The sequence below is a fragment of the Actinomadura sp. 21ATH genome, assembly GCF_041951345.1.
Lineage (GTDB): Bacteria > Actinomycetota > Actinomycetes > Streptosporangiales > Streptosporangiaceae > Spirillospora.
In genome coordinates this window covers 36,220-51,726 of sequence record NZ_JBGNUR010000006.1, presented here as the reverse complement: position 1 = coordinate 51,726, position 15,507 = coordinate 36,220, and the positions used below count along the sequence as shown (strand labels likewise).

14 protein-coding genes are annotated in these 15,507 nt (G+C 71.2%); 11 read left to right on the top strand and 3 right to left on the bottom strand.

Annotation, left to right across the window (positions count from 1 at the left end; genetic code table 11):
• The first annotated feature begins 281 nt into the window (after nucleotides 1-281).
• From ssd to ACA361_RS19650, 4 genes are all read left to right on the top strand, one after another.
• Nucleotides 282-1,355, top strand: a complete 1,074-nt coding sequence (gene ssd / locus ACA361_RS19665) for a septum site-determining protein Ssd (RefSeq protein WP_375013670.1) — start codon at nucleotides 282-284, stop codon at nucleotides 1,353-1,355.
• A complete protein-coding gene (locus tag ACA361_RS19660) occupies nucleotides 1,352-2,521 on the top strand; it encodes a TadA family conjugal transfer-associated ATPase (protein WP_375013668.1) in 1,170 nt (389 codons plus the stop codon). Before ssd ends, ACA361_RS19660 begins: the two co-directional genes overlap by 4 nt.
• Before the next feature lie 408 nt (nucleotides 2,522-2,929).
• On the top strand, nucleotides 2,930-3,865 hold the full coding sequence (locus tag ACA361_RS19655; protein WP_375013666.1) for a type II secretion system F family protein: 936 nt from the start codon (nucleotides 2,930-2,932) through the stop codon (nucleotides 3,863-3,865).
• A 682-nt stretch (nucleotides 3,866-4,547) separates the two neighbouring features.
• Entirely contained in the window at nucleotides 4,548-5,306 is a 759-nt protein-coding gene (locus ACA361_RS19650; RefSeq protein WP_375013664.1) for a type II secretion system F family protein, read from the top strand.
• A gap of 388 nt (nucleotides 5,307-5,694) precedes the next feature.
• On the opposite strand, the gene ACA361_RS19645 is transcribed toward ACA361_RS19650, so the two are convergent.
• Together ACA361_RS19645 and ACA361_RS19640 are read right to left on the bottom strand one after the other, a co-directional pair.
• Complete coding sequence (locus ACA361_RS19645) at nucleotides 5,695-6,027, bottom strand: cyclic-phosphate processing receiver domain-containing protein (RefSeq protein WP_375013662.1); 333 nt, start codon at nucleotides 6,025-6,027, stop codon at nucleotides 5,695-5,697.
• 34 nt (nucleotides 6,028-6,061) lie between these two features.
• Nucleotides 6,062-7,606, bottom strand: a complete 1,545-nt coding sequence (locus ACA361_RS19640; protein WP_375013659.1) for a methionine--tRNA ligase — start codon at nucleotides 7,604-7,606, stop codon at nucleotides 6,062-6,064.
• 327 nt (nucleotides 7,607-7,933) lie between these two features.
• Here ACA361_RS19640 and ACA361_RS19635 point away from each other — a divergent pair, with 327 nt between their 5' ends.
• From ACA361_RS19635 to ACA361_RS19615, 5 genes are all read left to right on the top strand, one after another.
• On the top strand, nucleotides 7,934-8,128 hold the full coding sequence (locus tag ACA361_RS19635; RefSeq protein WP_375013657.1) for a DUF4244 domain-containing protein: 195 nt from the start codon (nucleotides 7,934-7,936) through the stop codon (nucleotides 8,126-8,128).
• Nucleotides 8,129-8,193: 65 nt separating this feature from the next.
• Entirely contained in the window at nucleotides 8,194-8,538 is a 345-nt protein-coding gene (locus tag ACA361_RS19630; RefSeq protein WP_375013655.1) for a TadE family type IV pilus minor pilin, read from the top strand.
• A 230-nt stretch (nucleotides 8,539-8,768) separates the two neighbouring features.
• Nucleotides 8,769-9,167 (top strand): Rv3654c family TadE-like protein, encoded by a 399-nt coding sequence (locus ACA361_RS19625; RefSeq protein WP_375013653.1) that lies wholly within the window; start codon nucleotides 8,769-8,771, stop codon nucleotides 9,165-9,167.
• Nucleotides 9,168-9,458: 291 nt separating this feature from the next.
• A complete protein-coding gene (locus ACA361_RS19620) occupies nucleotides 9,459-10,700 on the top strand; it encodes a hypothetical protein (protein ID WP_375013651.1) in 1,242 nt (413 codons plus the stop codon).
• Between the two features lie 111 nt (nucleotides 10,701-10,811).
• Nucleotides 10,812-11,156 (top strand): hypothetical protein, encoded by a 345-nt coding sequence (locus tag ACA361_RS19615; RefSeq protein ID WP_375013649.1) that lies wholly within the window; start codon nucleotides 10,812-10,814, stop codon nucleotides 11,154-11,156.
• Nucleotides 11,157-11,653: 497 nt separating this feature from the next.
• Here the strand turns inward: ACA361_RS19615 and ACA361_RS19610 are convergent, their stop codons facing one another.
• The gene (locus tag ACA361_RS19610; protein ID WP_375013647.1) at nucleotides 11,654-13,960 is read right to left on the bottom strand and encodes a DEAD/DEAH box helicase; all 2,307 of its coding nucleotides are present in this window, start codon (nucleotides 13,958-13,960) and stop codon (nucleotides 11,654-11,656) included.
• Nucleotides 13,961-14,214: 254 nt separating this feature from the next.
• Here ACA361_RS19610 and ACA361_RS19605 point away from each other — a divergent pair, with 254 nt between their 5' ends.
• Nucleotides 14,215-14,568, top strand: a complete 354-nt coding sequence (locus ACA361_RS19605; protein ID WP_021597910.1) for an STAS domain-containing protein — start codon at nucleotides 14,215-14,217, stop codon at nucleotides 14,566-14,568.
• A 14-nt stretch (nucleotides 14,569-14,582) separates the two neighbouring features.
• On the top strand, nucleotides 14,583-15,026 hold the full coding sequence (locus ACA361_RS19600; protein WP_375013644.1) for an ATP-binding protein: 444 nt from the start codon (nucleotides 14,583-14,585) through the stop codon (nucleotides 15,024-15,026).
• Nucleotides 15,027-15,507: the final 481 nt, after the last annotated feature.

The window sequence follows — 15,507 nt, the reverse complement described above, 5'->3', positions numbered from 1 at the left end:
GCGCCGGGGGGGCGGCTAGCGCGCCACCCGGCCGCCCGATGACTTCCGGTCCATGGCTCGCGTACCGGACCGCATCAGCCGGGCCGTGGACGTCCTGGCCGTCCTCCGCGACCGCCTGTCCCCGGGCGGCGCCCTCTACCTCTTCCACGAGCCGCCGACCGCTGAGAAGGCCGCCGGCGGTCTAGGACCCCGCCGCGCGGAGTTATCCACAATCTCGCGGGCCCCTTCCGCCTCCGTTCGCGGCCGCCGCATGGTGGATTTCCCAGACGGCGGGAGGCCCCATGACCATCGCGGCCATGATCGCGACCGGAGACCCTTCGATCACCGACGACCTGCTGCGGCTGGCGGCCGCCGCGGACGTCGAGATAGAGCTCGTCCACGAGGCCGAGCACGCCCGGCGCAACTGGCACTGGCCGTCGCTCATCCTGGTCGGCGGCGACCTGGCCGGGGAGATCGCCGCCCGCACGCCCGACCGGCGCCCGGGCGTCGCGCTGGTCGCCGCGGCCGGCGACACCGCCGACCCGTACCGCCGGGCCGTGGAGATCGGCGCGCAGGACGTCGCCCGGCTGCCCGACGACGAGACCTGGCTCATCGACGCCCTGGCGGCCGCCGCCGAACCCGCCGAGGGCTGGGGCACGCTGGTCTCCGTCCTGGGCGCCACCGGCGGCGCCGGCGCCAGCGTGCTCTCCGCCGCCCTCGGCCTCACCGCGGCCCGCGACGGCCTGCGCACGCTCCTCGTCGACGGCGACCCGCTGGGCGGCGGCATCGACCTCGTCCTGGGCCTGGAGGAGCAGCAGGGGGCGCGCTGGCCGCACTTCGCCACCCGCCACGGCCGCCTCAGCGCCGCCAACCTGTACGAGGCGCTGCCACGGCTGGGCGACCTCTCCGTCCTCTCCTGGAGCCGCGGCGGCTCCACCGCCGTCACCGGCGACGCGACCGCCGCCCTCCTCGACGCCGCCGTCCGCGCCTTCGACCTCGTGATCGCCGATGTCCCCCGCCACCGGAACGAGGTCGGGCGCCGCGCCCTCCTCGCGGCGGACGTCGCGCTCCTCCTGGTCCCCGCCGAGGTCCGCGCGACGATGGCCGCCGACGACCTGCTGAGCACCCTCCGCGACGACGTCCGCGACCTGCGCCTCGTCGCCCGCGGCCCCTCCGGCGGCGGAGTCACCCCCGAACTCATGGCCCAGGCGCTCGACCTCCCCCTGGCGGGATCGCTCGACAAGGACCGGAAACTCGCAGCCGCGCTGGAAACGGGCGACCTCGCGGGCTCTCTCCGCCGCACTTCCGTCGGCGACTTCTGCTCGCGCCTCCTCGCCTCCCTCGACTTCGGCCGTCCCCTGGAGCAGGCGGCATGACCGCCATCCCGCCGAGCCTCTCCGCCGCCGTACGCGGCCGCCTGGCCACCACCACGGCCGAACCCACCCCCGGCCGCGTGGCGGCGGCCCTGCGCGCCGAGGAACGCCTCCTGGGGGATCGCGAGGTACTCGCCCTGGCCGACGAATTACGGGCCGAGTTCGTGGGCGCCGGCCCCTTGGAGCCCTTGCTGCGTTCGCCGAACGTCACCGACGTCCTCGTCAACGGCCCCGCGGAGGTCTGGGTGGACGCCGGTGCCGGGCTGACCCGTACCACGACGAGGTTCCCCGACGAGGCCACGCTCCGCCGCCTCGCCCAGCGCCTCACCGCCGCCGCGGGCCGCCGCCTCGACGACGCCTCCCCGTACGCCGACGCCCGCCTCCCCGGCGGCATCCGGCTCCACGCCGTACTGCCGCCGATCGCACCGAACGGCACCTGCCTGTCCCTGCGGCTCCCGCGCCGCCGCGCGTTCACCCTCGCCGAACTCGTCGCGGCGGGCACCGTCCCGCCCGCCGGCGCCGAACTCCTGTCAGCGGTCGTGGCCGCCCGCGCCGCCTTCCTGGTGACCGGCGGCACCGGCACGGGCAAGACCACCCTCCTGAGCACCCTCCTGTCTATGGCCGACCCCGGCGAGCGCCTGGTCCTGGTCGAGGACTCCGCCGAGCTGAGCCCCGACCATCCCCACGTCGTCCGCCTGGAGGCCCGCCCGCCCAACGTGGAACGCGCCGGCGGCGTGACCCTCCACGACCTGGTCCGCCAGGCCCTCAGAATGCGCCCCGACCGCCTGGTCGTAGGAGAGGTCCGGGGCCCCGAAGTCGTCACCCTCCTGAACGCCCTCAACACCGGCCACGAAGGAGGCTGCGGCACCCTCCACGCGAACACGGCCGCCGACGTCCCGGCCCGCCTGGAAGCCCTGGGCTGCGCCGCCGGCCTGTCCCGCGAGGCCGTCCACAGCCAGACCGCGGCGGCCCTGGACCTGGTGATCCACCTGACCCGCGCCCCCAACGGCGGCCCCCGCCGCGTCTCCGAGATCTGCCTCCTGACGCGCACCCCCGACGGCTACATCACCGCGACCCCCGCCATCTCCTTCACCCCGACCGGCACCACGAGAACCGCCCCAGGCGCCACCCTCCTAGCCACCCGCCTCCCCCACTGGACCCCACCCTGACCACTCAAGCCCCCACGCCCCCAAGACATCTCCTAGCAGCGGTCGCGCTGTGGATGGAGGTGCGGGCTGCTTGAAAGGCCGATGCCGTCTGATGCCGCTATGCCACCTCATGCGGGTCACCGAAGACTCGGCAGCGGGCGCGCTGTAGCGGGGATGCGGGCGAGCTGTAGATCCGAGGAGGTGTCATGTCGACATGCCGACTCATGGAGAGATCACCTGAGGGACGGCAGCAGGTGTGCTGCGAATGGGGGGCGGTGCGGACGACCCGGACGGCAGGGACATGACCCTTCAGCAGGTTCCAGGCCCAGGAGCACAAGTGAGGAACAGCAGTGCCCAACGGCCAACGGCTACCAACCCAAGAGACCGCCGCGATGGCTGACCCCTTGAGACTGATTAGGAGGACCCGGCATGGGCGCGCTCATCGGGCTGGCGGCCGCTTGCGCAGGCGCCCTGGTGTGGCTGGTGGCCAAGCCCAAGGCACCGGAGCGCCGCTTGAGGCGCCTGCTCATTCGGGAGGACCCAAGGAGGACGCGGGGGCGGCGCCTGATCGCGCGACTCGTGCGGCACGTACGCGCGTGGACGGGTGCTGTGGGCGAGCGAAAGAGCTCGGCACAGCGATGGCGGGACGGGGTCATCGAGTTGTGCGACGGCATGGCTTCCGAACTCTCGGCGGGGCGTACGCCGGACGAGGCGTTCACCATCACTGCGACGCTCCTCGATCAGCGCATCGCGGTGGAACTTCTGAAGGCGAGTCCGGACTGTGAGCCGCCGCCACCCGGCATCGCTCGCCAGCAACCGCTCGCAGCCGTAGCCGCAGCCGCAAGCGCGGGCCCAGGCGCAGCTGCGGGAGAGGGGGCGGGCGCGGGTGATGGTGGGGATGCGGCGGGACGGAGCCGACTGACCGAGCAGGCGGAACGTGAGGCTGGGGCCATTTCCCTGCGGGGGCTTGAGGCGTACGCATCGCCGGTCGAGCGACTGGAAGACTTGGCCGCGCGGCCGGGGGCGGAAGGACTCCGCCTCCTCGCTGCCTGCTGGCGGATCGGTGCTGAACGGGGCGGCTCTCTCGCCACGGTTTTGGACGGCCTCGTCGCCGCGTTACGGGACGAGGAAGCGCAACGCCAAGAGATCGCCACGCAGCTCGCTGGACCCCGCGCAACGGCACGGCTGCTCGCGGGCCTGCCGTCCCTCGGCTTGAGCATGGCGGCCGCGTTGGGCGCGGACCCGCTGAGGTTCCTCTTCGCCACGCTCCCCGGCCTCGGATGCCTGCTCGGAGGGGTCGCGCTCAACGTCGTCGGCCTCTGGTGGACAGGTCGCCTCGCCGAAATCGCAGCGGAGGCTCGATGAAACCGCTCCCGAAGTCGGCGACATTTCCAAGACTCTCGGGACCGGATCTTCTTGGCATTTCGGATGTTCTTGGGTGAGCCAGGGTGGTGTCAGAGACCGCTGGGGAGATCGCTTCGCGGTTCTCATGGTGCCTCTCGGGGTGATGGAGGCGACGGGATCGCCAGTGATGGGGGTGGCGGATGGTGCGCGGACGTAGTCGTTCATGGAGCGGACACGTGTCCGTTCGGGAAGGGGCGGCCCTCGGTCTGTCCGGAGAGGGAAGATCGTGCTGATTCTGGCGTTCGTCATCCGCTTCGGTGCGCGGATATTTTCGCTGCCCTGTCTGTCCTCGCCTGCCTCGCGAAGGCTCAGGCGCCAGCTCGCCATCCGGAGTGCTGAGGGGCCAGGGATGGAAGGCAGTCGTCATGCGTCTCGGCGAGGGTTTTTCGGTGTTCGGCGGGCGGATCAGCGTCGCCGCTTGCGCAAGCCTCTGACGCGGCTTGTTCGAGGTTCTCCCGGCAATGAAGACCACGGCTCGCAGGGGCGCCTACCGCCTGTTCCACGACGGCCATGGCCCGGGCAGCGTCACTTCGTGCGCATGCCGTCGACGCGAGTTGGTCGACAGCCTCCCAGCAGTGAAGACCAGGAGCTGCCGGAGTACGTACTTCCCAATTTTCGACGGCCCTGGCCTGAGCAGCTTCGCATGCCTTCTGGCGAGGAAGACCAGGGGCGGTCGCGGCGCGATACGCAGCATCGGTGGGGCAATGGGGTCGCGGGTCAGCGGCAATCGCGTGCGGAGTTTCCTGCAGGTGTGTCGGGTGCGTCGGTGAAGCTGGATGGGGCCGAGTCGCAGGGGCGCGAGGCAGTCTTGCGGTGGGCGGCCACGGTCCTGGCAGGTCTGGTCTGTGCGGCGGTGATCGGCGGAGTTCTCGGTGCCGGGTTGGGTGTCCTGGTCGGGGTGGCGGTTCACCGTTCCTTTGGACGGGTCTCTCGCCAGGAAGAGCGGCGGCGCCGTGCGCGTCTGATCGCCGATCTGCCCATCGCGGTCGACCTGCTCGCCGCGTGCCTGCGCGGCGGTACGCCATGGAGCGAAGCCGTGGAGGCCGTGGCCGGTGCGGTCGGTGGTCCGCTCGGTGAGGACCTCCACGGGGTAGCGGCGCAGATCAAGCTAGGAGCCGACCCTGAGGCGGCCTGGCTGGCTCTGGCGGAGGAGCCCGAGTTGGCGCCCTTGGCCCGTACCGCGATCCGTGCTGCGCGGAGCGGCGCCGCGCCCGCGGGCCCTCTTGAACGGCTCGCGCGTGACCAGCGGCGTACGGCGCGCACAGCGGCCGCCGCGCGCGCCCGGACCGCGGGCATCATGTCGCTTGCCCCGCTCGGCGCCTGCTTCCTGCCCGCGTTCGTCCTCCTCGGAGTCGTACCGGCCATCGCCTCGATCGCCACCACGATCCTCCTGCCGTGGTGATGCGCAGATGCGGCGGTGCGGGATGTGCGGGGCCGATGCCGCCGAAGCGTGGTGCTGGATGACGCGGGTGGGCCGCTGGCGGAGACTGCGTTGGAGCCGTGGCCGGTACCGCGATCCGTGTTGGGCGGAGCGGTGCCGCACCCGCGGGCTCCCTCCGAGCGGGCTTCATCGGCGCACTGGGTCTGTACCGGGGTTCGTGCCGGACAGAGTGGACGCCGTGCTTGCATGTCTCCTCTAACGTCCCTTGGACGGCTCCGAATCGGCGTCCTCGGCTTGCACAAGAGGCTGTGCCAGGTGGAGCGCCGCCACGCCCACATGCCCCCTCGAACGGGATCGAGTTCAGGGAAGGTGTTGTGGCTCTCTTCGGTGGCGTGGCGGGAGACCCTGCTCATGAGGTCGTGGGGTGTGGGGCCGGCACCTGCCGAACGTTGTAACTCCAGCGCTTGAGGACTCGTACGACCGTCTCCGCGCCGATCGGGTTGGCGCTGTGTACGTAGACCGTGCCGATCGTGAACGGGCGGCCGTCGAAGGCGGCCCGTTCCAGCAGGGTCACGACCGGCATGATGCTGTCCTCGCCACCCAGGTCGTGGTCGAGCCAGAGCTCGTCGATCTCGCGGGCGCGATGTTCTTCGAGGAGTCGGACGCCCTCCTGGCTGGTGCGGGCGATCCGGGTCGCCCGGGGCAGCTCGCGTACGTCGTCGACCGCGAGGATGACCGTCATGGCAGCTCCCTGCATCGGCATCGCCTGGTCACGGTCACGGCCTGGCTTGGTGGGTTGGCGGATGCGGGTCGGACAGTTTGCGGAAGATGGGTACGGGGGCAGGGAGCCGCCCCTCATGCGGCGTGCATTGGAGGTCGATGCGGGACGCGGCGTCCGGCAGGAAAGGCAGCAGATGCTCGGCGATCGCTTGGCATGAGCGGACGAGCGTGGCCAGCACGCTGTCCAGCCGCCGTCCGGCATGATCGTCACCGGTGCGTTCGGCCTTGGCCAGCTCCCAGGGGCGGACCTGGTTGATGTAGCGGTTGGCCTGATCGGCGATGTTCCACACTGCCGTGGTGGCGTGGCGGAAGTCGAAGTCCGCCAGCGAGGCGTCCACGAGATCCGGTGCCCGGCGGATCGCAGCCTCCAGCTCCTGTGCTTCGGGAGCCGGTACGTCACCGGTGGGAACCTCGCCGTCGCGGTAGCGATGGATCATGGAGACGACTCGGTTCACGAGGTTGCCGACTCCGTTGGCGAGTTCGTCGTCGGACCGGTGGACGAGCCGGTCGGCGGTGAAGTCGGCGTCCCCGGCCCGTGGCACTTCCCGCAGCAGCCACCAGCGGACCGCGTCGGTTCCGTACCGCTCGACCAGTTCGGCCGGATCGACGGCGGCGCCGCCCGATTTGCTGATCTTGCGGCCGTCCGCGGTGAGGTAGCCGTGCACCAGGATGTCGGTCGGCAACGGCTGCCCGGCCGACAGCAGCATGGCCGGCCAGTAGACGGCGTGAAAGCGCAGCACTCCCTTGCCGAGCAGATGGACGCGGCGTTCGGCGTCGTTCCACCAGCGGCGATGGTCCGGGCTTCCGGTGCCGTAGCCGAGTGCGGTGAGGTAATTGCCCAGTGCGTCCCACCACACGTAGATCACCTGGCCGGGGTCGCCGGGTACGGCGATGCCCCACCCGCGCGCCCTGGCGGTGGACCGGGAGATGGAGAAGTCCTCCAGGCCGGCGGCGATGAAGGCGAGCACCTCGTTGCGGCGCTCGTCAGGTCGTACGCGCAGCGCGCCGGTGGCGATGAGCTCGTGGAGCCGATGGGCGTAGCGGGACAGGCGGAAGAACCAGTTCTCCTCAGAGACCCACTGCGGTCGGGTGCCGTGCTCGGCGCACCGGCCGCCGACGAGTTCCGCCGGGGTGTAGAACTGCTCGCAGCCGACGCAGTACATGCCTTCGTAGTGCTTGCGATAGAGGTCGCCTGCCTCGGCGCATGCTTGCCAGAACCGTTCCACGCCGGCGCGGTGCCGCGGGTCCCGGCTGGTGCGGATGACGTCGTCCACCGAGAGCGACAATGGCTCGGCCAACGCGACGAACGCGGCCGCGTTACCGTCGACGAATTCCTGGACATCGGCACCCGCGGCCTCGGCTGCCAGCACGTTCTTCAGCGAGTTGTCGTCGGTACCGGTCTGGAACCGGACGCGGTCGCCCCGCTGTCGGCGGTGGCGAGCGAGTACGTCCGCCTGGACGAGCTCCAGCGCGAAGCCCAGATGCGGGCGGGCGTTGACGTACGGGATCGTGGTGGTGATGTAGGTATGCGGTGCGGTCATGGGAACCTCCGAATGTCAGGGGCTCCGACCGTGAACACCGTTCGAGGCCCCAGTGCCAGGGCCTCGCAACGATCGTCCGTGCGGCGTCAGCGGCCCCGGGAGCGGGGCATCATCACCTGACCGGCGAACGGACTCATGCGTTCAGGATAGGCCGATGCCGTCGCGGGTTCCGTTCATTTACCGCTGTGCAGGGGCCTCCTCCCGTTCCGGTCGGGGACGTGTGGGCGGGGTTTTCCACAGAACGGCGTTCATCTGGTGCGGGAGGCTCGCCCGCCGGACCCTTGATTTGGGCGCAAGCGGCGTCCGACCAGGGGAAGGGGGCCTCGGATGGACACGATCACTGCGGCGGTACGGCGATGGCGGACCGCCGCTAGCGATGCCGGGATGTCCACGGCCGAGTACGCGGTCGGCGTGATCGCCGCGACGGCGTTCGCGGGACTGCTCTTGAAGATCGTCACCAGCTCGGAGATCCAGGGGCTGCTCGTGTCGCTCATCAAGCGCGCCCTGCGGCAGGCGGGGTGAGGGCGTCATGGCGGGAGGACGAAGGCGACCAGGGGGACGGCCGGAGCGACCGGGCGGACCGGGGGATGGTCACTGCGGAGATCGCTGTCGCGCTGCCGGCGCTCGTGCTCGTCACCGCGTTCAGCATGTGGGGCGTGACCGCGGCGTCCGTTCAGGTCGCGTGTACGGACGCGGCGCGCAGTGGTGCTCGGGCGGCGGCACGGGGCGAGGCGCTGCCGGCGGTGGAGGCCATGGTCGTCGCGGCCCTCCCGGCTGGAGCACAGGTGGACGTTCGGCGTGATGCCGCCATCTCGCTGGTCGAGGTCAGCGTCCCGGTCAGTCCGCCGGGACACACCAACGTGCTCCCCCTGACCGTGCAAGCGGAAGCGCGAGCGGCGACCGAGCCCGGAGCGAATGCCACGCGTTCGTAGGCGCTGAATTCACGGAGCATCCATCCGGACTTGGCGTGTCGTCACTCGGCCATGGCTCAGTGGCGGGCTCGTGAGGGGGCGTCTGGTCGGGTTCGTTGCGGGCACCGGTTGCTGGACGCCTGCTGTGGCCCCAGGCCCATCCGCGGGGTTTGTGAGGTGCGGTTGTCGGGTCCGGTGCGGACCCAGTGTGAGGGGCCAATCGAGGGTCTATTTCGGGCGGCTGCTGCGGCGTGGGTGCTGTGGGGGCTGTTGTGGGGATTCGTGGGAGGAGGAATGGGGTGCGGAGTGGGCGGGATCGGGGGGCGGGGGTTGTGTGGGTGGTCGCGTTCATGGGGGTGGTCTGGGGAGTGGGGGTGGCTGCTCTGGGGGTGGGAGCGGCTCGGGCGGCTCGGCATCGGGCCGATTCGGTGGCTGATCTGGCGGCGCTCGGGGGTGCGGGGCGGGCCATTGAGGGGCGGGTGGTCGCCTGCCGGGTGGCGGCCGAGGTCGCGGAAGGGGGTGGGGCGCGGCTTTCGCGTTGTTCGGTCCGGGACGGGACCGTCGATGTGTCGGTGACCGCGAGGTTCAGAGGGATGGAGGTGGTTTCTCGGGCCAGGGCTGGTCCTGTGGGATCAGAGGGCGTACCCTGACCTTTCGAGTTCGTTGTACGAGATGTCAATAGATGTCGCGGGGAAGGAAACGGCGAAGGGGTGTCCACTCTTTGTCGCCATCCTGTGACTTTTGCTACCCGGTGGTACGTTACGCTTCCGTAAGCGCACAGGTACCACTCGGCACGACGGTTGCGACCGGCCCCCCACCCCTCGAGCCCAACGGCGGGACGAACGAGTGAGGAGCCCGTCGGCAGGGCGTTCGATGAAGGGAATGAGGCCGTGACGAGGATTCGCAGGATCGGTGCAATCTTGCTGGCCGCACCCCTTGCGATGGGACTCCCGGTTCTCGGTGCGACGCCGGCGCAGGCGGCCGAGTCGACGGTCAGCGCCCCGAAGAACGGCTCGGTGATCAGGAGCGGGTCGTCGGTCACGGCCAAGGCGTACTCGGCCTGGATCTTCAAGACGGAGATGCGCGCCGTCATTCCAGGTTCGGGCGACACCTTCCTCACGAAGCGGGACATCGGGGCGGGCAACCTGTCGGCGACCATCCCGCTGCGCCGCAACGGCAAGTACGAGGTCTACATCAAGAAGGGCATCGGCGGTGTCGAGGCCCGCAGCACCTTCACGGTGAAGATCCCGCCGGCGCAGCCCAGCGGCGTGTCGGCGAAGGCGTCCGGCGGCAAGCTCACGGTCAGCTGGAACCTGGGCCTCGAGGACGACATCTCCGGCTACACGGTCAGCGCCGGCTCGGCGGGGTCGAAGAGCGGGTCCGCGGGCTCCCTGTGCTCGGGTACGAGCTGCAAGGCCACGTTCAGCGTTCCGGCGTCGGCGAGCGGGACGGTCCCGATCAGCGTTCGGGCCAAGCGGCCCGACGGTCTCGGCGGTTCGGTCTCCTCCGGGGCCGCCGCGACGAGCGCCTCGGTCGGCAGCGGCTCCACGGGGTCGGGCGGGGGCGGGACGGGCTCACTCCCCGGTTCGCCTCCCCCGAACGGCACGGCTCCGCTGACGCCGTTCAACGACCGGTCGCCCGTCACGCTGCCGTCGGTCCAGCCGGACGGGGCAACGCCGGGCTTCACCTATCCCGCCCCGCAGGTGGCCAACCAGGCGAACCCGAAGGCGGAGAACGCCTCGGCCGTCGACAGCCTGCAGTGGGGCCGGAGCGTCGGCATCGCGCTGGTGCTGCTGGTCGTCGCCGCCCACCTCGGGACGTGGACCCGCAAGCTGCGCGTGGCGCAGAGCGGGGTGAGCGTGCAGGGCAAGGCGGCGCGGACCGCCCGCGGCGGCAGCGGGCGCGCCCGGGTCCGCCGGGCCCGCGAGCACATCGCGCGCGCCGAGGCCGTCGCCAAGACCAGCGAGATCGTCCGGCCGGCGGGGCTCGCGGGAGCCAAGAAGGCCGGACCGGCGAAGGCCGCGCCGAGTAAGGACGCGCCGAAGGGGGCGCGCAAGGCCGGTGAGCCGGCGGCCGCGCGGCGCCGTCCCGCGACCCTGGGGCGCTCCAGGGACGGTGTCGACGTGCGGATCGCCGACCCTAAAGGCCGGCACGCGGACGGCCGCGGGCGCCGCCGCAAGTAGCCGGAACGGGTGAGGTCGGCGCCCCTGGTGCCGGGGATCGGGAAGGGGTTAGGCTCCCTTGCCAGCCAAGATCTGCCGAATCGTCCGGAGTTCCGGGAGGAGGCCCTCCGTATGATCTTCTTGGGGCTGCTGGTCGCGGCATGCGCGGTCGTGGCCGGGGCCGGCGTCGTCGCGGGCAACGCGGGCGCGGTGCGGCTGACCCTCTTCGGGGAGGCCGTCCCGGGCGTCACCGAGCAGTGGCAGGTCTTCATGGCCGGCGTCGTGGTGGCCGTCCTGTTCGTGACCGGGGTGCTGGTCGCCACGCTCGGCCTGAGGCGGGCGATGGACATCAGGCGCGAGCTTCGGGAGCTGCGGGACGAGCACGAGGAGTCCATGCAGACCCTGGAGATGGAGAAGCGCCAGTTGCAGCGCGAACTCGCCAAGGCCCGGGGCCACGTTCCCGCGGCTCCTAACTGACGCGGCTCCTAGCCGACGACCGCCATTTTGCGGGCCCGACGGACGGCCCCTGAGGGACGGCCCTTAGCTGGTGGGCCCCCGGTCGACGGCCCCATGGCTGGCGGGTTCCTAACCGACGGGCTCCTAACCGGATGGGCCCTGACCGACCGGCCCCCAGCTGGCGGGCCCCGGACCGACGGCCCTTAATCGGCGGGACGGACGGCCTCCTTAGCTGGTGGGCCCCATCGACGGCGCATAGCTGGCGGGTTCCTAACCGACGGACCCTGACCGGCGGTCCTTAGGTGGCAGGCCCTGACTGGCGGGCCCCTTGAGCGGCGGGCTCTGACGGACGGGCCCTTGGCCGACGGGTTCCTAACCGGCAGACCCTGTCCGGCGGCCCTTAGCTGGTAGGCCCTGACTGGCGGGGCCCTTAGCCGACGGCTCCTGGCCGGATGGGTCCTGACCGGCGGCTCTTAGGTGGTGGACCTCTGGCTGGTGGGGCTTTGGCTGGCGGGGGGCTAGGGGGTGGGGGCTTGGCGTAGTAGTTCGGCCAGGAGGGTCAGGGCGCCGTGTTTGTCCAGCGGGTCGTTGCCGTTGCCGCACTTGGGCGACTGGATGCAGGACGGGCAGCCCGATTCGCATTCGCAGGCGGCGATGACGTCGCCGGTGGCGCGGAGCCATTCGGCGGCGTCCGCGTAGCCGCGTTCGGCGAATCCGGCGCCGCCCTCGTGCCCGTCGTACACGAAGACGGTCAGCAGGCCCGTGTCGGGGTGCGCGGCCGTGGAGACGCCGCCGATGTCCCAGCGGTCGCAGGTGGCGAAGAGGGGCAGCAGGCCGATCGAGGCGTGCTCGGCGGCATGCGCCGAACCGGCCAGGTCGAGGTCGCCGAGGGCCTCGGTGCGTTCGGCGGAGAGCGTCCACCAGACGGCGCGCGTGCGGAGGGTGCGCGGCGGCAGCTCCAGGGGCTTCTCGCCGAGCATCTCCCCCGTTTGGAGGCGGCGCATCTGGTACGCGACGACCTGCCGCGTGACCTCGACCGTCCCGTACGCGAGCGTCGCCTCGCCCCAGGGCGTGGAACGGAGCCGTTCGACGATGCGGATGTCGGTGACGTCGCGCGCCGTGGTGGAGTAGTCCGGCTCGGCCGCTTCCACGAGGGCGACGGAGTCGTCGAGGTCGAGCGTCTGGACGAGGTACGACTCGCCCTGGTGGATGTAGACGGCGCCCTCGTGGACGGTCGTGTGCGCGGACGCCTCGTCGACCGTGCCCAGCAGGCGCCCCGTGGACGATTCGACGACCTGGATGGGAGTGTCGCCGGCGCCGCGGATGTCGGCGAGGTCGGTGGCCCGCTCGCGGCGCGTCCAGTACCAGCCGGCCGGGCGGCGCCGTAGGAATCCGCGGCGGACGAGGTCGGGGAGAAGGTCCGCGGTGGTGGGGCCGAAGAGTTCGATGTCGTTCTCGGTGAGCGGCAGTTCCGCGGCGGCCGCGCAGAGGTGCGGTTCGAGGACGTAGGGGTTGTCGGGGTCCAGGACGGTCGCCTCCACCGGCGTGCCGAAGATGGCCTCCGGATGGTGGACGAGGAACGTGTCCAGGGGGTCGTCCCGGGCGACGAGCACGGCGAGGGCCGCCTGCCCGGAACGGCCCGCGCGGCCCGCCTGCTGCCAGAGCGACGCGCGCGTGCCGGGCCAGCCGCAGACGACGACCGCGTCCAGCCCGGAGACGTCCACGCCGAGTTCGAGGGCGTTGGTGCTGGCGAGGCCGACGAGGGAGCGGGCGCGGAGCGCCTCCTCCAGAGCGCGGCGCTCCTCTGGCAGGTACCCGGCCCGGTAGGCGGCGACCTGGTCGGCGAGGCCCGGCGCGACCTCCCGCAGCGCGCGCTTGGCGCCGAGCGCCACCGACTCGGCGCCGCGGCGGGACCGTACGAACGCGAGCGTCTGGACGCCCTCGACGACCAGGTCCGCGAGGAGGTCGCCCGCCTCCGCCGTCGCGGTGCGGCGTACCGGGGCGCCGCGCTCGCCGCGGAGGTCGGTCAGGGGCGGTTCCCAGAGGGCGAACGTGGCCGGTCCCCTGGGGGAGGCGTCGTCGTCGACCGCGACCACGTCCAGGCCGGTGAGGCGGGAGGCGGTCGCGGCGGGTTCCGAGGTGGTGGCCGAGGCGAGGATGAACGTGGGCTCGGCGCCGTACCGGGCGCAGATCCGCCGCAGGCGGCGCAGGACGTGCGCGACATGGGACCCGAAAACGCCGCGGTACCCGTGCGCCTCGTCGACGACGACGTAGCGCAGCCGCCTGAGGAACGCGTTCCAGCGCGCGTGGGCGGGCAGGATCGAGCGGTGCAGCATGTCCGGGTTGGTGAGGACGTAGTTGGCGTGCTGGCGGACCCACGTGCGCTCGTCGCGGGGGGTGTCGCCGTCGTACGTCGCCGCCCGCACGCGCGTCAGCCGCAGCGCGCGCAGGGCGCGGAGCTGGTCGGCGGCGAGGGCCTTGGTCGGCGAGAGGTAGAGGACCGTACCCTCGCGGCGGGCCTCCTCGTCGTAGATCGCTGCGATGGAGGGCAGCAGGTAGGCGAGTGATTTTCCCGACGCGGTGCCTGTGGCGATGATCACAGAGCGGCCGGCGGAGGCGTGCTCGGCGGCGGTCGCCTGATGCTCCCAGGGGGCCTCGACACCCGCCGCGACCAGCCGTTCCACCAGCAGCGGCGGCGCCCAGCCCGGCCATCCGGCACGCCGTCCAGGACGCGCCGGAACGCTCTCCACATGGGTGATCCGCTCGCGGCGCGAGGGGTCCGCGAGCAGCCGTTCCAGGGGTGAAGAAGATCTTTGAGGGGCCATCAGGTTTTCAGTGTGCCAGCCTGGGCAAAACTGAGGGGACGCCCCGGCGCCGGCGGCTGCGTACCCCCTGCCATGACCGGCGGATCACCAGGTCAGACGGGATGGCTCGAACTTTCGCCTGAGTGGGCGATTAGCTGCGTACCGGGCGCCGGAGCGTGGTTGAATCACGGGCGAAGTCCCGTTGCCCCGGCCGGCCAGACAACAGGGTCCGGCGGCCGCGGGATCGAAGTGAGCTGTACGGCGCTGGAGGATCTGTGGACCTGAAGGTGAACGACTACACCACCGACGATGGCCTCACGGTCATCAACGTGGAGGGCGAGATCGACGTCTACACGGCGCCGAAGCTTCGGGAGAAGCTCATCGACCTGGTCAACAAGGGGAAGTTCCACCTTCTCGTGGACATGGAGAAGGTGGAGTTCCTCGACTCGACCGGGCTCGGTGTCCTGGTCGGTGGTCTCAAGCGGGTGCGGGCGCACGACGGCTCCCTGGAGCTGGTGTGCACCCAGGAGCGCATCCTCAAGATCTTCCGGATCACCGGGCTGACCAAGGTCTTCGGCATTCACGACTCGATCGCCGAGGCCGAGGAGAAGCGCAAGGGCGCGAAGTAGCGGCCCCGCGGAAGATGGCGACCGTTGAGCTCTCTTTCAGTGCGCTGCCCGTTCACGTTCGCACGGCCCGGTTGATCGTCACCGCCGTGGCGCGCCGTAGCGGCGTCGCCGAGGCCCTGCTGGACGAGGTGCGGCTGGCGGTCGGCGAGGCGTGCTCCAGAGCCGTGGAGGCGCATCGCCGGCACTGCCCGGACGAGCCGGTGCGGCTGGAGTTGAGCGGCGCCGGCCGCAGGTTCGAGGTCATCGTGAGCGACACCGTCCCCGAGGACGGCACCGCGACCGCGATCCCCGAGGTGGGCAAGCCGGAAGAGGACATCGAGCACGTGTGGGACGCCGGCACGGCGGAGCTGGGCCTGGCGGTCATCGCCGGGCTCGCCGACGACGTGGACATCGAGTCCACGCCGAAGGGCGTCCAGATCCGGATGAGCTGGCCCGCCGAGGGGGACGCCCCCGCCTGAGCAGCGCCCGAGCAGCAACAGGACGGAGACCCCACCCCCGGGGCCTCCGTCCTTTCACGTTAGGACGGGCATACGCGCGCGGCCCCTACCGCCGGACACGTGCGCCCAGCCCCTTCTGGCCGGCGATCGGGTTACGCCTGGGGTGGGTGGGCGTAACGGCGTAATAGCGTAATGCTGTAACGGATTGGATTAGCACAGCCGTGGGTGGCTGGTGGGGCTCGTGTGACTGCAGTGGCGTGTGCGTTGAAGAGTTATGGGATCGTCTTCCCAGCGATCATGAGAGCCCCTCGCATTGCGGTCTGAATAGATCTTGAATTTATGTCTGGCTATATCGGGCTTCGCGGCAGGCTCTCCGCTTCAAGATCGAATTATCTCATGGACCATGATCGCAAAACCGGCGACCCGGTGCATCGCTCCTACCTGCGGCGATGGAGTGCCCGGTGGCTTCCGGGGCAAATTCGGGCGTAGTACGGATTGCTTT

Excerpts from the sequence above, each read along its gene's own strand:
- ssd (WP_375013670.1), top strand. The coding sequence starts at position 282 with ATGACCATCGCGGCCATGATCGCGACCGGAGACCCTTCGATCACCGAC.
- ACA361_RS19660 (WP_375013668.1), top strand. The coding sequence starts at position 1,352 with ATGACCGCCATCCCGCCGAGCCTCTCCGCCGCCGTACGCGGCCGCCTG.
- ACA361_RS19655 (WP_375013666.1), top strand. The coding sequence starts at position 2,930 with ATGGGCGCGCTCATCGGGCTGGCGGCCGCTTGCGCAGGCGCCCTGGTG.
- ACA361_RS19650 (WP_375013664.1), top strand. The coding sequence starts at position 4,548 with ATGCCTTCTGGCGAGGAAGACCAGGGGCGGTCGCGGCGCGATACGCAG.
- ACA361_RS19645 (WP_375013662.1), bottom strand. The coding sequence starts at position 6,027 with ATGACGGTCATCCTCGCGGTCGACGACGTACGCGAGCTGCCCCGGGCG.
- ACA361_RS19640 (WP_375013659.1), bottom strand. The coding sequence starts at position 7,606 with ATGACCGCACCGCATACCTACATCACCACCACGATCCCGTACGTCAAC.
- ACA361_RS19635 (WP_375013657.1), top strand. The coding sequence starts at position 7,934 with ATGGACACGATCACTGCGGCGGTACGGCGATGGCGGACCGCCGCTAGC.
- ACA361_RS19630 (WP_375013655.1), top strand. The coding sequence starts at position 8,194 with ATGGTCACTGCGGAGATCGCTGTCGCGCTGCCGGCGCTCGTGCTCGTC.
- ACA361_RS19620 (WP_375013651.1), top strand. The coding sequence starts at position 9,459 with ATGGGACTCCCGGTTCTCGGTGCGACGCCGGCGCAGGCGGCCGAGTCG.
- ACA361_RS19615 (WP_375013649.1), top strand. The coding sequence starts at position 10,812 with ATGATCTTCTTGGGGCTGCTGGTCGCGGCATGCGCGGTCGTGGCCGGG.
- ACA361_RS19610 (WP_375013647.1), bottom strand. The coding sequence starts at position 13,960 with ATGGCCCCTCAAAGATCTTCTTCACCCCTGGAACGGCTGCTCGCGGAC.
- ACA361_RS19600 (WP_375013644.1), top strand. The coding sequence starts at position 14,583 with ATGGCGACCGTTGAGCTCTCTTTCAGTGCGCTGCCCGTTCACGTTCGC.